The organism is Pedobacter sp. PACM 27299, assembly GCF_001412655.1.
GTDB lineage: Bacteria > Bacteroidota > Bacteroidia > Sphingobacteriales > Sphingobacteriaceae > Pedobacter.
Map to the genome: position 1 here is coordinate 2864377 of NZ_CP012996.1, position 16186 is coordinate 2880562.

Below are 16186 nucleotides of genomic sequence, written 5' to 3' on the forward strand. Positions count from 1 at the left end.
ATACCGGGGATCCAACAGATAATAAATTTAATACTATAATATTTTATGCGTTTAACACCCAGAGAAACCGAAAAATTGATGCTGCATCTTGCAGGTGAGCTTGCCAGCAAGCGTCTCAAAAGAGGCGTGAAGCTGAACTACCCGGAATGTATCGCCTACATCAGTGCAGAGATCATGGAGAAAGCAAGAGATGGAAGAACTGTATCCGCGCTAATGGATTACGGAACCAAGTTGTTGAGTAGAAAACAGGTAATGGAAGGCGTTCCGGAAATGATCCACGATGTGCAGATTGAAGTGACCTTTCCAGATGGAACAAAACTAGTAACCATTCACAATCCTATTCGCTAATCTTTAAAATCATAAGCAATGATACCAGGAGAATACATTATAAGAAAAGAAGACATCAAGGCCAATGTTGGGTATGAAACATCGCCATTGTCTGTGACCAATACAGGAGATAGACCGATACAAATAGGTTCTCATTATCATTTTTTTGAAGTGAACAGACATTTACAGTTTGATAGAGAACGCGCTTATGGGAAAAGATTAAACATCCCTGCAAGCACTGCAATCCGTTTTGAACCCGGAGAAAGTAAAGACATCATCCTCGTAGAGATTGGCGGCAACAAAGAAATCCACGGATTTAATGGCTTAACCAGCGGCAAGTACACGGATGAAAAAGTGAGAACGGCGGCGATCGCAAAAATGAATGCAGAAAAGTATAAAACCGTAAAATTAAGATAAGATATTATGGCAGACTGGAATAGAAGAGAATGGATTAAAGTAGTTGGGATGACTGCCATGGGCAGTGTAGTGGGTTTAAGGTCTTTAGGACTGGACAAACTTGGCCTGGATGCAGGTTCCGTTAAATATATAGATGGCGAACTTTACATTCCCAGAGCAAAATATGTAGCGCTTTTTGGCCCTACCACAGGTGATAAAGTAAGATTGGCCGATACGGATTTGTTTATTGAAATCGAGAAAGATTTCGCCGTATACGGAGAAGAGAATAAGTTTGGCGGCGGTAAAACCATTCGTGATGGAATGGGGCAGTCGGCACGTGCATTAGCAGATGAAGGCGTATTGGATTTCTGTATCACAAACGTGATGGTGATCGACCATTGGGGAATTGTGAAAGGTGATGTGGGGATCAAAAATGGAAAGATTGTTGGAGTAGGAAAAGCCGGAAATCCTGATGTTCAGGATGGCGTAACGGAAAACATGATCATTGGTGCTTCTACAGAAGTACACAGTGGTGTGGGAATGATCCTGACGGCTGGTGGTATTGATACCCACATTCACTTTATCAGTCCACAGCAAGTAGAAACAGCCTTATACAGTGGGGTAACGACCTTCATCGGTGGTGGTACAGGACCAGCAGATGGTACCCATGCAACTACCGTAACTTCGGGTAAATGGTACATTGAGAAAATGCTGCAGGCATTTGAAAACCTGCCGATCAACGTAGGTTTATTCGGTAAAGGAAACGTATCTACCATGGCACCTATCGAAGAAATGGTAGAAGCTGGTGCATTGGGTGTAAAGATCCATGAAGATTGGGGTGCGAATCCAGTGACCATCGATATGGCCCTGAAAGTGGCTGATAAATACGATGTTCAGGTGGCCATCCACTCTGATACATTAAACGAGGCTGGTTTTTTGGAAGATACCGTGCGTGCGATTGATGGCCGTGTAATCCATACTTTCCACACCGAAGGTGCGGGAGGAGGACACGCGCCAGACATTATGAAGATCGCGATGTATCCAAACATTTTGCCAGCATCCACCAACCCAACAAAACCTTACACAATCAATACTGCAGAAGAGCATTTAGACATGCTGATGGTATGCCATCACTTAGACAAGAATGTGAAAGAAGATGTGGCTTTTGCGGATTCCAGAATCCGTCCTCAGACCATCGCTGCAGAAGATATTCTACAGGATATGGGGGTATTCAGCATCATGAGCTCTGATAGCCAGGCCATGGGCAGAGTAGGTGAAGTGATTTCCCGTACTTTCCAGACCGCTCATAAAATGAGAATTCAAAGAGGTCCATTAAAAGAAGATGAAGGAAAAGGTAATGACAACTTCAGGGTGAAACGTTACATCTCTAAATATACGATCAATCCAGCGAAAGCACATGGTATTGATACTTATGTAGGTTCTATTGAGCCAGGTAAAATTGCCGATCTGATTTTATGGAAAGCAGAAATGTTTGGCGTAAAACCTGAGCTGGTGATCAAAGGAGGAATGATCCTGGGTGCTAAAATGGGAGATGCCAACGCCTCTATTCCAACACCTCAGCCGATCATCTATAGAATGATGTTCGGTAACCATGGTAAAGCCTTGTCTAACATTTGTTTCAACTTTGTTTCCAAGGTCTCTTTAGAAAATGGAGCGATCGCCAACTATGGCCTGGCCCGTACCAGTTTACCGGTAAAAGGGTGTAGAACGGTCATGAAAAAAGACATGGTACACAACGATGCGATGCCAAATATTACTGTAGATCCGGAAACTTATGATGTGCGTGTAGATGGTGTGATTGCCACTTGCGAGCCTTTAGCAGTACTTCCTATGGCACAACGTTATTTCCTTTTCTAAGATGATAAAAGTAGACCGGGTAATTGCCAACCTATACGACGATGCGAAAAGCTACTCCAACTGTAAGATTGACGTTTTGCAATTGGAATGGTATGATACCACAAAGCGAATCCTGCGCATGCTAACGGATGGGGGACGCGAAATCGCGATCCATCATCTGGCACAGGATCAGCTTTTTCATGGTGATATCCTGCATCAGGAGGGGAAAAACATCATTGTAGTGCAGATCATCCCTGGCCCTTGTATCGTGTTTCAGCCGCTCAGCTTTAAAGATATGGCGATCGTCTGTTTCGAAATTGGCAATAAGCACATCCCGGTCTTTATCAATAAAGACAAAGAAGTCATCATCGCATTCGAAGAACCTTTGTATCAGTTTTTGAAAAGAGGGGGATTCAAACCGCGCAAAGAAGATAGAATAATTGAAAGAACCTCTACCCTGATGATCCATAAATGGAGTTCATCAGGGCAGGTAATTTCTTTAGCAAGTAAATAACATGAACGCACTACTGACCTTATTACAGATCAATGATTCCGCATTTCCAATCGGCAGTTTTACACAGTCGTACGGACTGGAAACCTATGTCAGCATGGGGATTGTGAAAGACAGCAAAGCCGTGAAAGTTTATGCGGAAACCATGCTGAAACATAACTTTTATTACAATGATGCCGCATTTTTCATGATGGCCTGGAAGATGTGCGACAGCAATGCCACAAAAGCCAGGGTTCAGGAACTGGATGATTTAATCAGCGCCTATAAAGCGCCTTTTGAAATCAGGGATGCCAGCAAGAAGTTGGGCATTCGTTTTCTGAAAGTGACGGAAAACCTGAAGCCGATCCCGAGGTGTACAAAATACCTTCAGGTGATCAAAAGCGGGGAGCTCCATGGGCATTATGCAATGGCTTTTGCGATGTATGCGCATGCGGCTAAAATCCCCATGAAAGACGCATTACATGCTTTTTACTACAATACGCTCAACGGAATCGTGACCAATTGCGCTAAACTGGTGCCGATCAGCCAGATGGATGCACAGAAGATTTTGTACAACCTGCATGGCCTGATAGACGAACTGGTGGAAAAACAAGAAAGCATGCCTGAAGAATTATTAGGCAGCTGCTGTATCGCTCAGGACATCAGGTGTATGCAGCATGAAAAATTATATACACGGATTTACATTTCATAATGACATAAAATGGCAAAGAGAAAATATGTGAAAATAGGGGTCGCAGGACCAGTTGGGTCGGGAAAGACCGCATTAATTGAAAGATTAACGAGAACCATGTGTGAGGATTATAGCATCTGCGTGGTGACCAATGACATTTATACCCGTGAGGATGCGGAGTTTCTTCAGAAAAACTCCTCCCTGCCAGCAGAAAGAATTGCTGGTGTAGAAACGGGCGGATGTCCACATACGGCAATCCGGGAAGATTGTTCCATGAACATTGAGGCTGTGGAAGAACTTGCCGAGAAATTTCCTGATGTGGAGATCATTTTTGTAGAGAGTGGAGGGGATAACCTGACCGCTACTTTTAGTCCGGATCTGGCCGATGTGACCATTTTTGTGATTGATGTGGCTGAAGGAGAGAAGATTCCAAGAAAAGGCGGCCCGGGAATTACCAGGTCAGACTTGCTGCTGATCAACAAGATTGACCTTGCACCTTATGTAGGGGCCGACTTATCCGTGATGCAGCGCGATGCGACACGCATGCGTGGAGAACGTCCTTTTATCCTGACCAATATGATGACCCTGCAAGGTTTAGATCAGGTACAGGACTGGATTAAAAAATATGCTTTGCTAGAAGATTAAGAGGGAGAAATCATGGATAGTGCAATTAAAATCAGCGTTTGCGTAGAAGAGGGAAAAACGGTCATGAAAGACAGCTTTTTCAATATGCCTTACAAAGTAGTGCCTTATGGATCTCAGCGGGAACATCAGCATTTAGAGCTGATCATCATGAGTTCCTCACCGGGGATTATGGACGAAGATCATTTGAAAATAGATATTGACATCGCAGATGAAGCCGTCCTTCACCTCTATTCCCAATCGTATAATAAGCTGCATCCCATGAAAATCGGAGCTGCGCAGCAAACGCTGGTGAAGGTAGGTAAGGATGCATTTTTTCAATACATCCCATATCCGATTACTCCTTTTAAAGATTCGATATTCCATACTGTAAATGAGGTGTACCTGGAAGAAGGAGCCAGCTTAATCTGGGGCGATATCATCTGTGCAGGACGTGTACAGCGGGAGGAGATTTTCCAATATGCAAGACTGCACAGTACCACCAAAATTTACCGGTCAGGCAAAATCGTTTACATCGACAACCAGGTGCTCGTTCCTGCCGCACAGCCGATCGATAAAATGCTCTTTCATGAGGGATATACCCATCAGAGTACCTTGATCATCGCGTCTGAATATGCGGCAGAATTTAAGAAGGAGCTGGATGAAATCTTTAACGGGGGATATGAAGACATCAGCTTTGGATTTACCATGGCCGCGAATCAAATGATACTATTCCGGGCATTGGGAAACAACGGAGACCTGCTTTATAATTTTATGAGAACAGTAGCTAACATCTGCATGGACTTTTTGGCGCATAAAAAGCCTGCAGCGGAGGAGCTCATCGAAAACTAGTTATTATGCATGAAATAGCCATAGTGAAGGATATTTTTAGCACACTGGAGCAAGCGTATCCAGAGACTTATGAAAATATCAGTAAAATAAAAATACAGGCGGGCTTACTCTGTAATGTCCAGCCGATTCTTATTCAAAACGCCTTTGAGGCATTTGTTTTAGAAGAATCGAGGTTCAGGGAGACGGAACTGGAGATTGAACTGCTGCCCATTATTGCGTATTGTAAAAGCTGTACTTCCAACTTTGAAGTGCGGTTTCACAAGTTTGTATGTAGCTGCGGACAACCTTCAGATCAGATTGTGCAGGGGGAAGAACTTCGCATTAGTCAAGTAATTTTTAACGATCAAATCACCATATAATTTAACCTTCAAATCACCATATAAAATGACAACAACACCGAAAAGTAATCAAATGCCGGTAGGATCGGTACAATGCGACAATACTACCTTGAATTTGTTGAAAGCTAATGATTATGTAGCTAAAGCAGTTCGTGATAAAATACCTGGAATCTGTGTGATCAACATCTGTTCTTCTCCGGGTTCTGGAAAGACGACCCTGATGCAGGAAACGGGTAAGCGCTTAGGTAATGACCTTAAAATCGCCGTATTGGTGGGTGATCCTGAAACTGAAAGAGATGCGATCCGCATGCGCGAAGTTGGCATCAATGCTTTGCAGATCGTAACTGGCGGCATGTGCCATATCGAAGCGCAAATGATTTTACAGGCATTAGACCATATCGACCTGACCGATTGTGATTTGCTGTTTATTGAGAACGTAGGTAACCTGGTTTGTCCGGCAGCTTTCGATCTTGGAGAAGATTACAGGGTAACAGTACTGGCTTCTACGGAAGGAGACGATAAACCGAAGAAATACCCGCGTATGTTCTTAACCAGTGAATTGATGTTGGTATCTAAAGCAGATTTACTGCCTTACGTTCCTTTTTCAGTGGAAGCGGCAACGAAAGATGCCAGAGAAGTAAACCCTAACCTGGACGTGATCTCTATCAGCAGTCTGCAGGATACAGGAATGGAGGAATGGTGCAACTGGTTGAAAGCCAAAGTAGCCGCAAAGAAAACGAAGCATGCTCAATAAAGAAATCATCAGGATCGACAAACTGCCTGTTCTGCAGCCTTTGGGGCAGCAGGAAGAGGACAGTTTGATCCTGGAATGGTATGAAGTCAATCGTACGCTGATCAAAAGGGAAACCCTGGCAGGCCGGAAAGTTCATCTGGATAAACCCAGTTCAACAGTCCTTCAGCAAGGCACCCTGATTTATCAGGATGATGCGGTTGTGATTCGGATTTTTATTAAACCTTGTACCTGTATGGTCCTTCATTCCAATGATTTGGAGGTGGTAGGGCTATTTTGCTTTGATGTGGGAAACCGACATCTGCCGATTTATATGATCGATGACCATAAGATCGCGATTGCCTATGACGGGCGGCTGTTTCCAGCACTGCAGCAAAAATATGGAGCTGCGGTAAGCCTGGCCAATTTCAGGTTGGATCCTTCACAGATCGTGAATTGTTATGGGAATATATATGAGCAGATGCCTAAAAACAGGAATTAAGTTTGCTGGAGCAAATCAACAGGAGGATAATATAGCAAAGGCGAATGGTAAAGTACCAATCGCCTTTTTGTTTTTTGAGGAAATGCTTTTCATCAAATGTCTAATTCAAAAGCGAACTTTTTTTCACTATTTCTCTTATTTCCTTTTCAAAATAATAAGCGATCTCAAAATTTTCATTTGCTTGATTTTCCATCACGATGACGCTGGTATTACTTTTAGGATAGTACAGGTTAACAGCAGTAAATCCTGCAGCTGGATGAAAACCGGTATGTCCAAATTCCAGTATTCGATCCTGGTCATTTATGCGCAGTCCGTAGCCATAGCCAATAGGCTTTTCACTAAACAGCTGATGGACATTGGTGATCACATAACTGGTCATCAGCTGATAAGTGGCAGGCTTTAGCAATTTTCCTTTATGCAGGCATTCATTCCATTTTGCAAGATCGGGCGCTGTAACGATCAAATGACTTCCCCAATATTGATCGGGTTCAAAACGTACCTGGTCATTTAGGCTGAATGTCCCGTCTTTTTTTACTGTATGCCCTTTGACTAACTGTTTTTTGGAAGCTGCTGATGGATAAAAACTATTCTTCATTTCACAGCTTTTAAACAATTCGGTGACTAGCTGATTAAATGTTTTCTGGCTTTGTTTTTCAAGAACCAATCCCGCTACAGCATAACCAGCGTTGGAATAACTGAATGCAGTGCCGGGTTTAAATTTCAATGGCTTGTCCATATCTTCGCTATACAGTCCCGAAGTATTGTTGAGTAGATGATGCATGGTCACCGTGTCTGCCCAGGAATATTTCAAATCTGGCAGATACTTTCTGATTGGCGTATGTAAATCAATTAATCCTTTGTCTACTGCCTGTAAAATCAAGGTTGCAGTGAATTGCTTTGCCAGCGACATGGTAGAAAATTTATCCGAAATTTTTACTGGAGTTTTTTGGTTAAAATCAGTATAACCGTAAGCCTTTGCATATTTTATTTTCCCATTTTGCTGGAGGAGTACTACACCATTGAAACTTCTTGGATGTGTGGTTTTAATTAAGCGATCTATTTGACTGGAATAATCATTGTTTTGACCAAAAGTATAGCAGCTGGTCATCAATATGGATAGGAGAAATGGTAAAACTTTTTTCATTTAATTGATTATTTATTCATGATGTCTGCAACACTATTCAAAAACTTTTCCTGTTGATCTACAAAAGGATAGTGGGAGCAATTGTCTATGGTATAAAAATTCGAAGCGCCTGTGATCATTTTTAAATCGGATAATTGTTTGTTAGAGAAAACACCATCTTGAAGTCCATAAATTGCGGAGAGCTTTACCTTTTTATTCAAGAGGTTTTTAAGAATGGATTTCGTGTCAATGTTGACACGTGATTCGTTTTCATAAAACAGTGTCGGCGCTTTATCATTGCGGATGTTGGATTTAGAGAAGCTGCTGTTTTCGTACTGCTCATTCACTCTTTTTGATTCTTCAGTAGGCCTTGGCATTTTGAAAAAACCATAGTGGGAGGCGACCTCATAAGTCTGTTTCCGATACTGTTCACTTTTCTTATCGAAGGATTTAATCGTGGAAATCTTATGAAGGATAGCGCTGTCCTTCTTTTGCTCTGCAAGTTTTAGACTGGTGTTCAGGATATGGTCATAAGATTCCTGCTGCGAAAACAGCGCTCCAACTAAGATCAGCCGTTCTACTTTTTCCGGATTGGCGTTTGTAAACAAAGTGGAAACAAGGCCACCGAAACTATGGCCTAAAATACTCACTTTTTTCAATCCATATTGTTTGATTAGCCCATTCAGATCCAGAGCAGCTTCCTCAAATGTCAGTTTTGCGTTAGGATCAGCAGAGCGGCCTTCGCCTCGTCGATCATATACGATGACATAATAACCTTTTTTAGCCAGCGCTGCTGCAGTAGTACCTTCAAATAAGGTGGAATTACCTCGAGGGCCTCCGTGAACATATATTAAAGCTGGATTTCCTTTTTGACCGTAGGCTTTCGAATAAATTTGCTGAGCAATGGAGCTTTCAGTTTTGAGGGATAAAACAGTGATAAAAAGAAAGAATGCGATTTTTAATTTGAGGTTACTGAGGTATTGGAACACAAGAAGGAGGTTAGACATTTGATGGTTATGCGTTAAATAGTTTGGGAAGATAATAACTATACGGCTAAATTCTTAGGAATAATATGAAATGGAGGACTAGAGCTGGTCAGTACTATGTTGGGTAAATACTTAATTTATGGTTTGTTAAATACCTAATCCATTGTTTGGTAGACATTTAGTGTGCTTGGGGGAAGTCCAGAGGAAACTTCTTAGATGAACCCTGATTGTCTTTTCTTATTTGTAAGTTTTTCTTGTGTTTTTGCTGTAGGTTGCTAGGGCCTATGGCCGTCAGTTTGCCTAATCAACCTCGCAGGTGCTTTCTTTTAACTCACTAAAATAACTTTATAAAATTCGAACACAATTAGGTTTTGATAGGTGTTATCTCCTTATTTAATAGTATATTAGTATTAATTAATTCAGCTTAATTAACGCTCAAATATGGCAATATGTGCAGCTGGTGTTCATGGACACCCTTCTGGAAAAATAGGAAAACTGGTTTTTTATACTTTAAATGGTCAGCCGGTCTGTCGTTTGATCGGCAGAGCAGGAAAACCGACTCTAAATCAAATGGCCAATCGCCAGGGAATGTCGGTAACGATGGACCTTTTGAGGCCGATGGCTGATTTTATTAAGGTCAGCTTTCAACTGGAAGCAGAAGGGACGACTAAAAATCCGCATAATCTGGCCACTTCCTATAATAAAAAGCAGGCTTTAACCGGCGTTTATCCAAATATTCAGGTCGATTATACGAAAGTTATCCTCAGCAAAGGAAGCCTGGAAATGACAAAGGAATCGAGGATCAGCAAAGGCGAAGAAGGAATTAATTTAAGCTGGGATGTGGGTATTGCCGAGAATGGTGCTGAGGACGATATATTGATGGTGATGGTCAGTCATCCAGCTAAAAAAAAGGCAAGTATGTTGTTGAATGCAGCGAAAAGGAAGGATGGGAGCTGTTTTATCCCACTTAGCGAATCGAAGATGAACAGTCAGATGGAAGTATACATTTGCTTCAAATCTGCCAATGGGACATTAATTTCCGATAGTGCTTATGTTGGAAACCTGAACGGCCTTGAGGAGACTGAAACAGAAAAAATAGAAAAAAAGAATTATAAAACCGTTAAAGCCCGATATGAACAAGTTGCGGCAGATTATCACCATAAAATAACAGATCATGCGGAAGGAAAAATTGAGTCCAAGGCCTTCCGGCATTTAGAAAAGGAGTATCTGGTTTTGAAAAAGAAACTGGAACACCTGCCGGGAGCTAAAGAGGGGATATAGGAGCAAAAAATGGCCTTTCAGGATAAAAATCCCTTCAGGCCAATAGATGTTTAGAATGTATATTTTATGGCGGTCATCAAGTTTCTCGGACTTCCGGGAAAGGCTCTGGTATAGTCAAATCCACCCACAAAATAGTATTTGTCGAACAGGTTGTTGGCATTGATAGAGAAAGTCATTTTGTCCAATTTGTAATATACGGCGGCATTTGCTATAAAATAGGAAGGCCAGAATTTCCATTCCAATTCTCCAGACTGGATGTGCTGCACCGTATTTTCCATTCTCTTTTTGCCTACGTATTGTCCGCCAATACCAATTCCTAAGCCTTGCAGGGCACCATCGCGTTGGGTGTATTTTGCCCAAAGCGCGGCCAGGTGTTTCGGCGCATTGGCATTCACCATTCCTTTTTCCAATTTAAGGTCACTTTCCATCACTTCTGCCAGGTTGAAAGCGTAGTTGGCGCTGATGTTTAAGAATGGGAACAGGTTGCCTTTCAGGTCAAACTCCAGACCCTGAGATTTTACCCTACCATTTTGTCTGTAGATCGGGTTGCCATTATCGGCAATTTGTCCGGTGTTCACGAGCATGTTCTGACGCTCAATATGGTAGAACGATACAGACGAAAAGAGGCGCTGGTTAAAAAACTCGGTTTTCAGACCAGTTTCTACCTGATAGCTCGTCTGACTTTTGAAAGGTTCCGTACGCCCATAATTCTCTGGATTGCGGACGAATTGAGGGTTTATGGGGATGAAGCCCTGGCTGTAGCTGACGAAATAATTGAACTGCTGGTTGATGGCATAGTTCAATCCAATCCTGGGTAAGAAAACGGATTGCTTTACTTTTTCATAACTGGCCCCTTCAAATTTACGCTGGTCGCCATAATTTTCATACCTCAACCCGAATAAGATGTTCAGTTTTTCTCTCCAGCGGATTCTGTTTTGTATAAAAACTCCGGTGGTTTGGTAAGAAGAATTCAGGTAGTCGACAAAGAACTGTGCCAATGGCAGTCGGTTGTATAATGCCGGATTTCTCAATTCATAAGTGGGGTTGCTGAGGTCAAATCTTAAAGGCACCACTTTTCCATCTATCGTTTGGCTTCTGGCTTCCCATTGGTGACCACCTTTGTCGGTTTCATAACCTACATAATCCAAACCAGCAACCACATCAAATTTGAAATCTTTTACACCGCCTTTGTAATGCAGGTATGCGGAAACATTGTCTGTAAATTCTTTGGTCTGCTTTTGAATGTAACGCATGTTCATGATCGTATTCAAAGGCGCATCCGCAAAGGTATTCAGGGTACGGTGTTCCGACAGGTTTTCCGCATAAATGAATTTCATATAATTGGCATTGAAAGAGAGTTTATCGTTAATGCGGTGATTTAGGGAAGCATTCAGGGAAATGTCATTCACCTTAAAATAATCACTCGGCTGGCTCAAGGTAAAGCTGCGCTTCAATGCGTAAAAATCTCCACCTCTGATGCCCATTCCTCTGTCCAGGTAACCATCAAAATTGCTGTAATTAATTTCCGCATTGATGGTGGTGTTTTCGGTCGGCCTGAAGGTGAAAGTAGGTGCGATCATAAAGGACTTACGGGCATTGATGTCCCGGAAAGTATTGGTGGTTTCATGTCCGAGGTTTAACCGGTAAAGGATTTTCTTTTCCTCGTCCAGCGGACCGGTAAAATCCATCATGGTACGGATGGTGTTAAAAGATCCTGCGGCAACTGCGATGCTGTGTCTGCGGTCTTCCAGCGGCTTTTTGGTGTTCATATTTACGGTTCCCCCCGGACTGATGTCCCCAAATAATGCCGCACCAGGGCCTTTCAGGATTTCTACACTTTCCAGGTTGAGCGTTAAAGGAACCCTGAAATAACTGGTCCCATAGCCATATCCGGAACGGAGGCCGTTGACCAGTCGGAAGCCACTTTCATTGCCATTTCTAAATCCCCGGATGGTTAAATCGTCATAAGCAGAGAACTGCGTGACACCCGGTAAGTCAGCTACCACATCGGTAATTATAAAAGCCTGTTTATCTTCCATCAGCTCCTTAGTCACCACAGAAATGGTTTGTGGGATTTCGGTAATTTTAGATTCTATTTTTGAGCCGATAAAGCTTTTCGTATTGACGTAAGATTGTTTCTTTCTGCCCATGACTACAACTTCTTGTAATTGATCGTCAGAACTTTTCAAAGTTACTTTCATCTCAATTTCTTTTTGTGCTTCATTGATGGAAACCGAGAGGGTATAGGGTTGAAATCCGACTCTGGTAAAGATCAGCTGATACTCACCATAAGGGAGGTTCTGGAAGGCGAATGCCCCATTTTGGTCACTTTTCCTTGGGCTGGAAATGTTGGAGATGACTGCACTATTTGGAACGCTGGGCACACCAGGCTCAATGGAAACAATTGGCCCACTGGAAATGCGAATGTTGACGTTGGCAGCAGGGATGCCCTGCTCATCCTGGATCAGGCCTTTAATATGGCCTCTTTCCTGAGCCTTTGCCTGATGGGTAAAAGATAGGCTGCTCAAAAAGCAAAGAAAGGAAATTAAATAAATGTATTTCATATTATGATATCAATTGTTGCATGTGAATGGTATGGAACGGCGCGTCTTGATCTTGAATTAAGAATTCAAATCCCATCTTTTCCCAGAATAATTGTGCGCCATCAAGGAAGGGATGCGTGTGTAAATAAAGGTGTTTTACCCCTTGCTTTTGGAGTTGGGTATGGAGCTCCGCGAATAAGTTCCTTCCGATGTTTTGATGACGGTAGGAAGGAAGTACGTACAAGCGGCAGACTTCATAAGTCAGGCCTTTTGAAGCGAGCTGAAATTGGCCGAATCTATGGTCATAAGGAATGGCTGCGATACAGCCTGTAATCTGACCGGTTTTAGTGGTTGCAATTAAGAAAACCCCTGCATTTCCGTTGTTGTAAGTCTCTTCAAAAGCCTGTAAATCTTTAGGCAGATGGTCATGACAAAGCATAGGAAATAATTCTTTTCTGGAACGGGCAGAAAAACCTCTTGCACGGGCTATTTGTACGCCTTTCGGACTGGATATATTGGTCACAGTGTGATCAGTAATTAGAGAATAAGCCATATTAGAATTGAGGAATTAGGATTGTTTTATCTTTCACCTGAACCCTCATTAATGGGGTGTCATAGAGTTCTTCATAGATGTTTGCCGAAAAATTCTCTGCTTCCAGCAATTTGCTGTGGTAAGCTTTTTTTTCTGTAATGAAATAAATATGATCCGCATAAATATTGGCCATATTCGGATCGTGCATGATACAGATCACCGTGTGACCACTGCGGGAATAAGCTTTTAACTTCTCTAAAACCAAGGTTTGGAAATGGAGGTCTAAATGGTTGGTCGGTTCATCGAGAACGAGGATTTCCGGACCCTGTGCCATCACGCGGCTGATCAATACCAATTGACGTTCTCCACCGGAAAGGTCGGTATAGGATTTATTTTTCAACGCTGAAATCCCCATGTTCAGGAGTGTCTGCTCCACGATTTCATGGTCCTCTTTGGAGGGGCCAAACCGATAAAAGGCTGCTCTTCCGGTGAGGATGACATCATATACCGTGAAGGGAAAGATGCTTTGGTGAAACTGAGGAAGAAAGCCAATGGTCTTCGCTAAAGTCTTTTGTGCGATACCTGAACGCTCTTTTCCCATCAGTTTAATGATTCCAGAAGGCTTAGGATACTTACCGGTAATCAGGTTAAACAAGGTTGATTTTCCACAGCCATTCCTGCCAAGGATGACGCTAAACTGGTTAGCCGCCAGAGAAAGGGAAACGTCATCCAGTATTTGTCTGCCTTGTATGGAATAAGACAGGTTTTCTATTTTTATCGCAGCTACACTCATGACCAGTTGATTTTTCGTTTCTTAATGAGGAATATAAAAAAGGGTGCACCGATGATCATGGTGAAGATTCCGATCGGGATTTCGTAAGGAAATACGGTCCTGCAGAAATTGTCGATGATCAGTAGAAATGTGCCACCAAAGAAGATGTTTGCCGGCGTGGTTTTGGTGTTGCTGGCACCGACCAGCATGCGGACAATATGTGGTACAAATAATCCGTAAAGGCTAATTATTCCTGCACTGGCTACGGCAACGGCAGTCACGACTGTGGTCAGTAAAACTGCAATGACTTTGATATAAGTTGGATTGACGCCCACCGCTCTGGCTTCATCATCTCCAAGAGATAAAAGGTTCAGTTTCCAGCGGATTAAATACAGGCCAAATAAGCCGAGACTGATCGGCAACACACTTTGCTGTACTTTATGCCAGGAACTGAGGTGTAAACTACCCATTGTCCATTGGATGATCGCTTGTAATTTAAAAGGGTCACTCAGGTATTGCACCAAGGCAAGACTGGCGGAAAACATCCCGGATACAATCATTCCTGCCAGAATAATGGTAATTGAAGAAGAGTTTTTTGTATAGCCAAAAATATAGGTCAGCGATACGGCTGCGGCTCCGAAAATAAAGGCGGAGATGTGGATAGACAGTAAGGGAATTAAGATGGCCAATGAGGCTCCAAAAGCCGCTCCTGAGGAGATCCCCAAAATAAATGGATCTACCAATGGGTTTCTAAAAACAGCCTGTAGCACCCCTCCGGAGGTAGCTAGTGCGGCGCCTACTAGGAAAGTCATTAGTGCTCTGGGTAACCTAATGTTAAAAATGACATTTTCAACCACCAGCGGACTGGCATGATCAGGGTCAATCAAGCTCCTGATCCAGTCCCAAAAAGCGGTAATTCCAATATGATCGGAAGAGCCAATCAGTAAGGAGATGATTAGCACAGGGATCGGCAAACCATAAATAATGGTGTTGATCAGTATACGGCGCAGCATCATTGTAAGATCAGTTTAGCTTTTTCCTCCCCATACAATGCAGACAGGATTTCTAACTGTTCTGCGTTAAGGGTAGCAGCGGCTGCTGTTGGGTAACTGTAATGGTGGATGGCAATGGAAGCCAGGACAATTTTCAGCGTATGTGGGTCGTATAGGAAGGGCGGACTAAGATTGAATACTTTTTTCTCTTTCAAAGCGGTTAAAGAAGACAGTTCTTTTTGCTGGTACAACACGCTTTCGTCTGTATTCCATAACAGCAGGATGTCTGGATTCCAGCTGATCAATGTTTCCGGACTGATATTTGGCGCATCAATTTCATAAGGACAGGCATTTTCCAGTCCGGCCATTTCAAAGCAGTCGTTGATCAATCCTTTTCTGCCGGTAGTCGAATAAATTCTTCCGCCAGACCAGGCATAGTAAATCGTCTTTTTGTTGCGGATGTTTTTATTTCTTTCCTTTAGCACCTGTATTTTGCGATCCGTAAAGGCGATTAATTCTTTAGCCCTGGTTTCTTTTCCAAGGAGGATACCCAGGTTCAGGACTTCCTGATTGAGTTGTCCGAAGTTTTGAGAAGTGATGCCGAATACCGGAATTCCCAGTTCCTTCAGCATTTGAATCGCATCCGTTTGATTGGATTGGATAATCACCAGATCTGGATTTAGCTTGATGATGGTTTCCATACTCATTCCGCTCTCCGATAAAGTAGGGCTGGCGATCAGTCTGGCTTTGATCCTCGGATCAAGTTTTGATAAATAGGGGAATACATTCGGATCGGTATAGCTGCGATTGGGAACCCCAACGATGGCACTATCCGCATGCAGCATGTAAAGTGCATCCAGGGCTGCGGGAACTAGAGAAACGACTCTTTCTGCCGGTTTAGTCAGGCGGATGGTATCTCCAAGCGCATCCAAAGCAATTATGGGGTAAGTGGTGTCGCTTTTTTTGCGCTGATCAGACTGACAGGAGCTGAATAATAAAGTAAATATCAGCAGGGAAAATATACAATGGTAAAGTGTCTTTTGCATATTACAATTATATAATGATGATATGTGAGGGGGATAAGTTGAATATTAGAGCGAACTTAGAATCCAAATTTTAGCATGCGATGTAAAAACAGCTGATTTATTGCCAA

General features: G+C 42.7%; 18 protein-coding genes. 11 read left to right on the top strand and 7 right to left on the bottom strand.

The genetic code is table 11. The annotated features are described in order from the left end of the window. The first annotated feature begins 45 nt into the window (after window positions 1-45). Genes ureA through AQ505_RS12025 form a run of 10 tightly spaced genes read left to right on the top strand, consistent with a single transcriptional unit; the run spans window position 46 to window position 6804 of the window. The gene (ureA, locus tag AQ505_RS11980) at window positions 46-348 is read left to right on the top strand and encodes an urease subunit gamma (RefSeq protein WP_062548395.1); all 303 of its coding nucleotides are present in this window, start codon (window positions 46-48) and stop codon (window positions 346-348) included. Between the two features lie 18 nt (window positions 349-366). Next, the gene (gene ureB, locus AQ505_RS11985) at window positions 367-744 is read left to right on the top strand and encodes an urease subunit beta (protein ID WP_062548396.1); all 378 of its coding nucleotides are present in this window, start codon (window positions 367-369) and stop codon (window positions 742-744) included. A gap of 6 nt (window positions 745-750) precedes the next feature. After that, a complete protein-coding gene (gene ureC, locus AQ505_RS11990; RefSeq protein WP_062548397.1) occupies window positions 751-2601 on the top strand; it encodes an urease subunit alpha in 1851 nt (616 codons plus the stop codon). 1 nt (window position 2602) lies between these two features. Beyond that, entirely contained in the window at window positions 2603-3094 is a 492-nt protein-coding gene (locus AQ505_RS11995) for an urease accessory protein UreE (protein ID WP_062548398.1), read from the top strand. 1 nt (window position 3095) lies between these two features. Continuing rightward, window positions 3096-3782: an urease accessory protein UreF gene (locus AQ505_RS12000; RefSeq protein ID WP_062548399.1), complete on the top strand. Its 687-nt coding sequence runs from the start codon at window positions 3096-3098 to the stop codon at window positions 3780-3782. Window positions 3783-3791: 9 nt separating this feature from the next. Further along, on the top strand, window positions 3792-4406 hold the full coding sequence (ureG, locus tag AQ505_RS12005; protein ID WP_062548400.1) for an urease accessory protein UreG: 615 nt from the start codon (window positions 3792-3794) through the stop codon (window positions 4404-4406). Window positions 4407-4418: 12 nt separating this feature from the next. After that, a complete protein-coding gene (locus tag AQ505_RS12010) occupies window positions 4419-5234 on the top strand; it encodes an urease accessory protein UreD (protein WP_062548401.1) in 816 nt (271 codons plus the stop codon). Window positions 5235-5239: 5 nt separating this feature from the next. Continuing rightward, window positions 5240-5593, top strand: coding sequence for a hydrogenase maturation nickel metallochaperone HypA/HybF (locus tag AQ505_RS12015; protein WP_062548402.1), 354 nt, complete (start codon window positions 5240-5242; stop codon window positions 5591-5593). Between the two features lie 25 nt (window positions 5594-5618). Further along, entirely contained in the window at window positions 5619-6326 is a 708-nt protein-coding gene (gene hypB, locus AQ505_RS12020; protein WP_062548403.1) for a hydrogenase nickel incorporation protein HypB, read from the top strand. Further along, a complete protein-coding gene (locus tag AQ505_RS12025) occupies window positions 6316-6804 on the top strand; it encodes an urease accessory protein UreE (RefSeq protein WP_062548404.1) in 489 nt (162 codons plus the stop codon). The genes hypB and AQ505_RS12025 overlap by 11 nt, the downstream gene beginning before the upstream one ends. A gap of 100 nt (window positions 6805-6904) precedes the next feature. Here AQ505_RS12025 and AQ505_RS12030 read toward each other — a convergent pair whose 3' ends face one another. Together AQ505_RS12030 and AQ505_RS12035 are read right to left on the bottom strand one after the other, a co-directional pair. Next, complete coding sequence (locus AQ505_RS12030) at window positions 6905-7948, bottom strand: serine hydrolase domain-containing protein (RefSeq protein WP_082461515.1); 1044 nt, start codon at window positions 7946-7948, stop codon at window positions 6905-6907. A gap of 8 nt (window positions 7949-7956) precedes the next feature. Continuing rightward, a complete protein-coding gene (locus AQ505_RS12035; protein ID WP_082461516.1) occupies window positions 7957-8934 on the bottom strand; it encodes an alpha/beta fold hydrolase in 978 nt (325 codons plus the stop codon). 420 nt (window positions 8935-9354) lie between these two features. On the opposite strand from AQ505_RS12035, the gene AQ505_RS12040 reads away from it, so the two are divergent. Beyond that, the gene (locus AQ505_RS12040; RefSeq protein WP_062548406.1) at window positions 9355-10194 is read left to right on the top strand and encodes a DUF6266 family protein; all 840 of its coding nucleotides are present in this window, start codon (window positions 9355-9357) and stop codon (window positions 10192-10194) included. Between the two features lie 50 nt (window positions 10195-10244). Here the strand turns inward: AQ505_RS12040 and AQ505_RS12045 are convergent, their stop codons facing one another. From AQ505_RS12045 to AQ505_RS12065, 5 genes are read right to left on the bottom strand one after another with little or no spacing between them, the layout of a single operon-like run. Then, complete coding sequence (locus AQ505_RS12045; protein ID WP_062548407.1) at window positions 10245-12758, bottom strand: TonB-dependent receptor; 2514 nt, start codon at window positions 12756-12758, stop codon at window positions 10245-10247. A 1-nt stretch (window position 12759) separates the two neighbouring features. Then, complete coding sequence (locus AQ505_RS12050; RefSeq protein WP_062548408.1) at window positions 12760-13290, bottom strand: GNAT family N-acetyltransferase; 531 nt, start codon at window positions 13288-13290, stop codon at window positions 12760-12762. Window position 13291: 1 nt separating this feature from the next. Further along, window positions 13292-14062: an ABC transporter ATP-binding protein gene (locus AQ505_RS12055; RefSeq protein ID WP_062548409.1), complete on the bottom strand. Its 771-nt coding sequence runs from the start codon at window positions 14060-14062 to the stop codon at window positions 13292-13294. After that, on the bottom strand, window positions 14059-15057 hold the full coding sequence (locus AQ505_RS12060; RefSeq protein ID WP_231635084.1) for a FecCD family ABC transporter permease: 999 nt from the start codon (window positions 15055-15057) through the stop codon (window positions 14059-14061). Before AQ505_RS12060 ends, AQ505_RS12055 begins: the two co-directional genes overlap by 4 nt. Then, a complete protein-coding gene (locus AQ505_RS12065) occupies window positions 15054-16079 on the bottom strand; it encodes an ABC transporter substrate-binding protein (RefSeq protein ID WP_062548410.1) in 1026 nt (341 codons plus the stop codon). Before AQ505_RS12065 ends, AQ505_RS12060 begins: the two co-directional genes overlap by 4 nt. Between the last annotated feature and the right edge of the window lie 107 nt (window positions 16080-16186).

What these genes read in the sequence shown, in the direction of transcription:
- ureA (WP_062548395.1), top strand. Translation starts at nt 46, where the DNA reads ATGCGTTTAACACCCAGAGAAACCGAAAAATTGATGCTGCATCTTGCA.
- ureG (WP_062548400.1), top strand. Translation starts at nt 3,792, where the DNA reads ATGGCAAAGAGAAAATATGTGAAAATAGGGGTCGCAGGACCAGTTGGG.
- hypB (WP_062548403.1), top strand. Translation starts at nt 5,619, where the DNA reads ATGACAACAACACCGAAAAGTAATCAAATGCCGGTAGGATCGGTACAA.
- AQ505_RS12050 (WP_062548408.1), bottom strand. Translation starts at nt 13,290, where the DNA reads ATGGCTTATTCTCTAATTACTGATCACACTGTGACCAATATATCCAGT.
- AQ505_RS12000 (WP_062548399.1), top strand. Translation starts at nt 3,096, where the DNA reads ATGAACGCACTACTGACCTTATTACAGATCAATGATTCCGCATTTCCA.
- AQ505_RS12025 (WP_062548404.1), top strand. Translation starts at nt 6,316, where the DNA reads ATGCTCAATAAAGAAATCATCAGGATCGACAAACTGCCTGTTCTGCAG.
- AQ505_RS12060 (WP_231635084.1), bottom strand. Translation starts at nt 15,057, where the DNA reads ATGATGCTGCGCCGTATACTGATCAACACCATTATTTATGGTTTGCCG.
- AQ505_RS12045 (WP_062548407.1), bottom strand. Translation starts at nt 12,758, where the DNA reads ATGAAATACATTTATTTAATTTCCTTTCTTTGCTTTTTGAGCAGCCTA.
- ureB (WP_062548396.1), top strand. Translation starts at nt 367, where the DNA reads ATGATACCAGGAGAATACATTATAAGAAAAGAAGACATCAAGGCCAAT.
- ureC (WP_062548397.1), top strand. Translation starts at nt 751, where the DNA reads ATGGCAGACTGGAATAGAAGAGAATGGATTAAAGTAGTTGGGATGACT.
- AQ505_RS12030 (WP_082461515.1), bottom strand. Translation starts at nt 7,948, where the DNA reads ATGAAAAAAGTTTTACCATTTCTCCTATCCATATTGATGACCAGCTGC.
- AQ505_RS12065 (WP_062548410.1), bottom strand. Translation starts at nt 16,079, where the DNA reads ATGCAAAAGACACTTTACCATTGTATATTTTCCCTGCTGATATTTACT.
- AQ505_RS11995 (WP_062548398.1), top strand. Translation starts at nt 2,603, where the DNA reads ATGATAAAAGTAGACCGGGTAATTGCCAACCTATACGACGATGCGAAA.
- AQ505_RS12010 (WP_062548401.1), top strand. Translation starts at nt 4,419, where the DNA reads ATGGATAGTGCAATTAAAATCAGCGTTTGCGTAGAAGAGGGAAAAACG.
- AQ505_RS12040 (WP_062548406.1), top strand. Translation starts at nt 9,355, where the DNA reads ATGGCAATATGTGCAGCTGGTGTTCATGGACACCCTTCTGGAAAAATA.
- AQ505_RS12055 (WP_062548409.1), bottom strand. Translation starts at nt 14,062, where the DNA reads ATGAGTGTAGCTGCGATAAAAATAGAAAACCTGTCTTATTCCATACAA.
- AQ505_RS12035 (WP_082461516.1), bottom strand. Translation starts at nt 8,934, where the DNA reads ATGTCTAACCTCCTTCTTGTGTTCCAATACCTCAGTAACCTCAAATTA.
- AQ505_RS12015 (WP_062548402.1), top strand. Translation starts at nt 5,240, where the DNA reads ATGCATGAAATAGCCATAGTGAAGGATATTTTTAGCACACTGGAGCAA.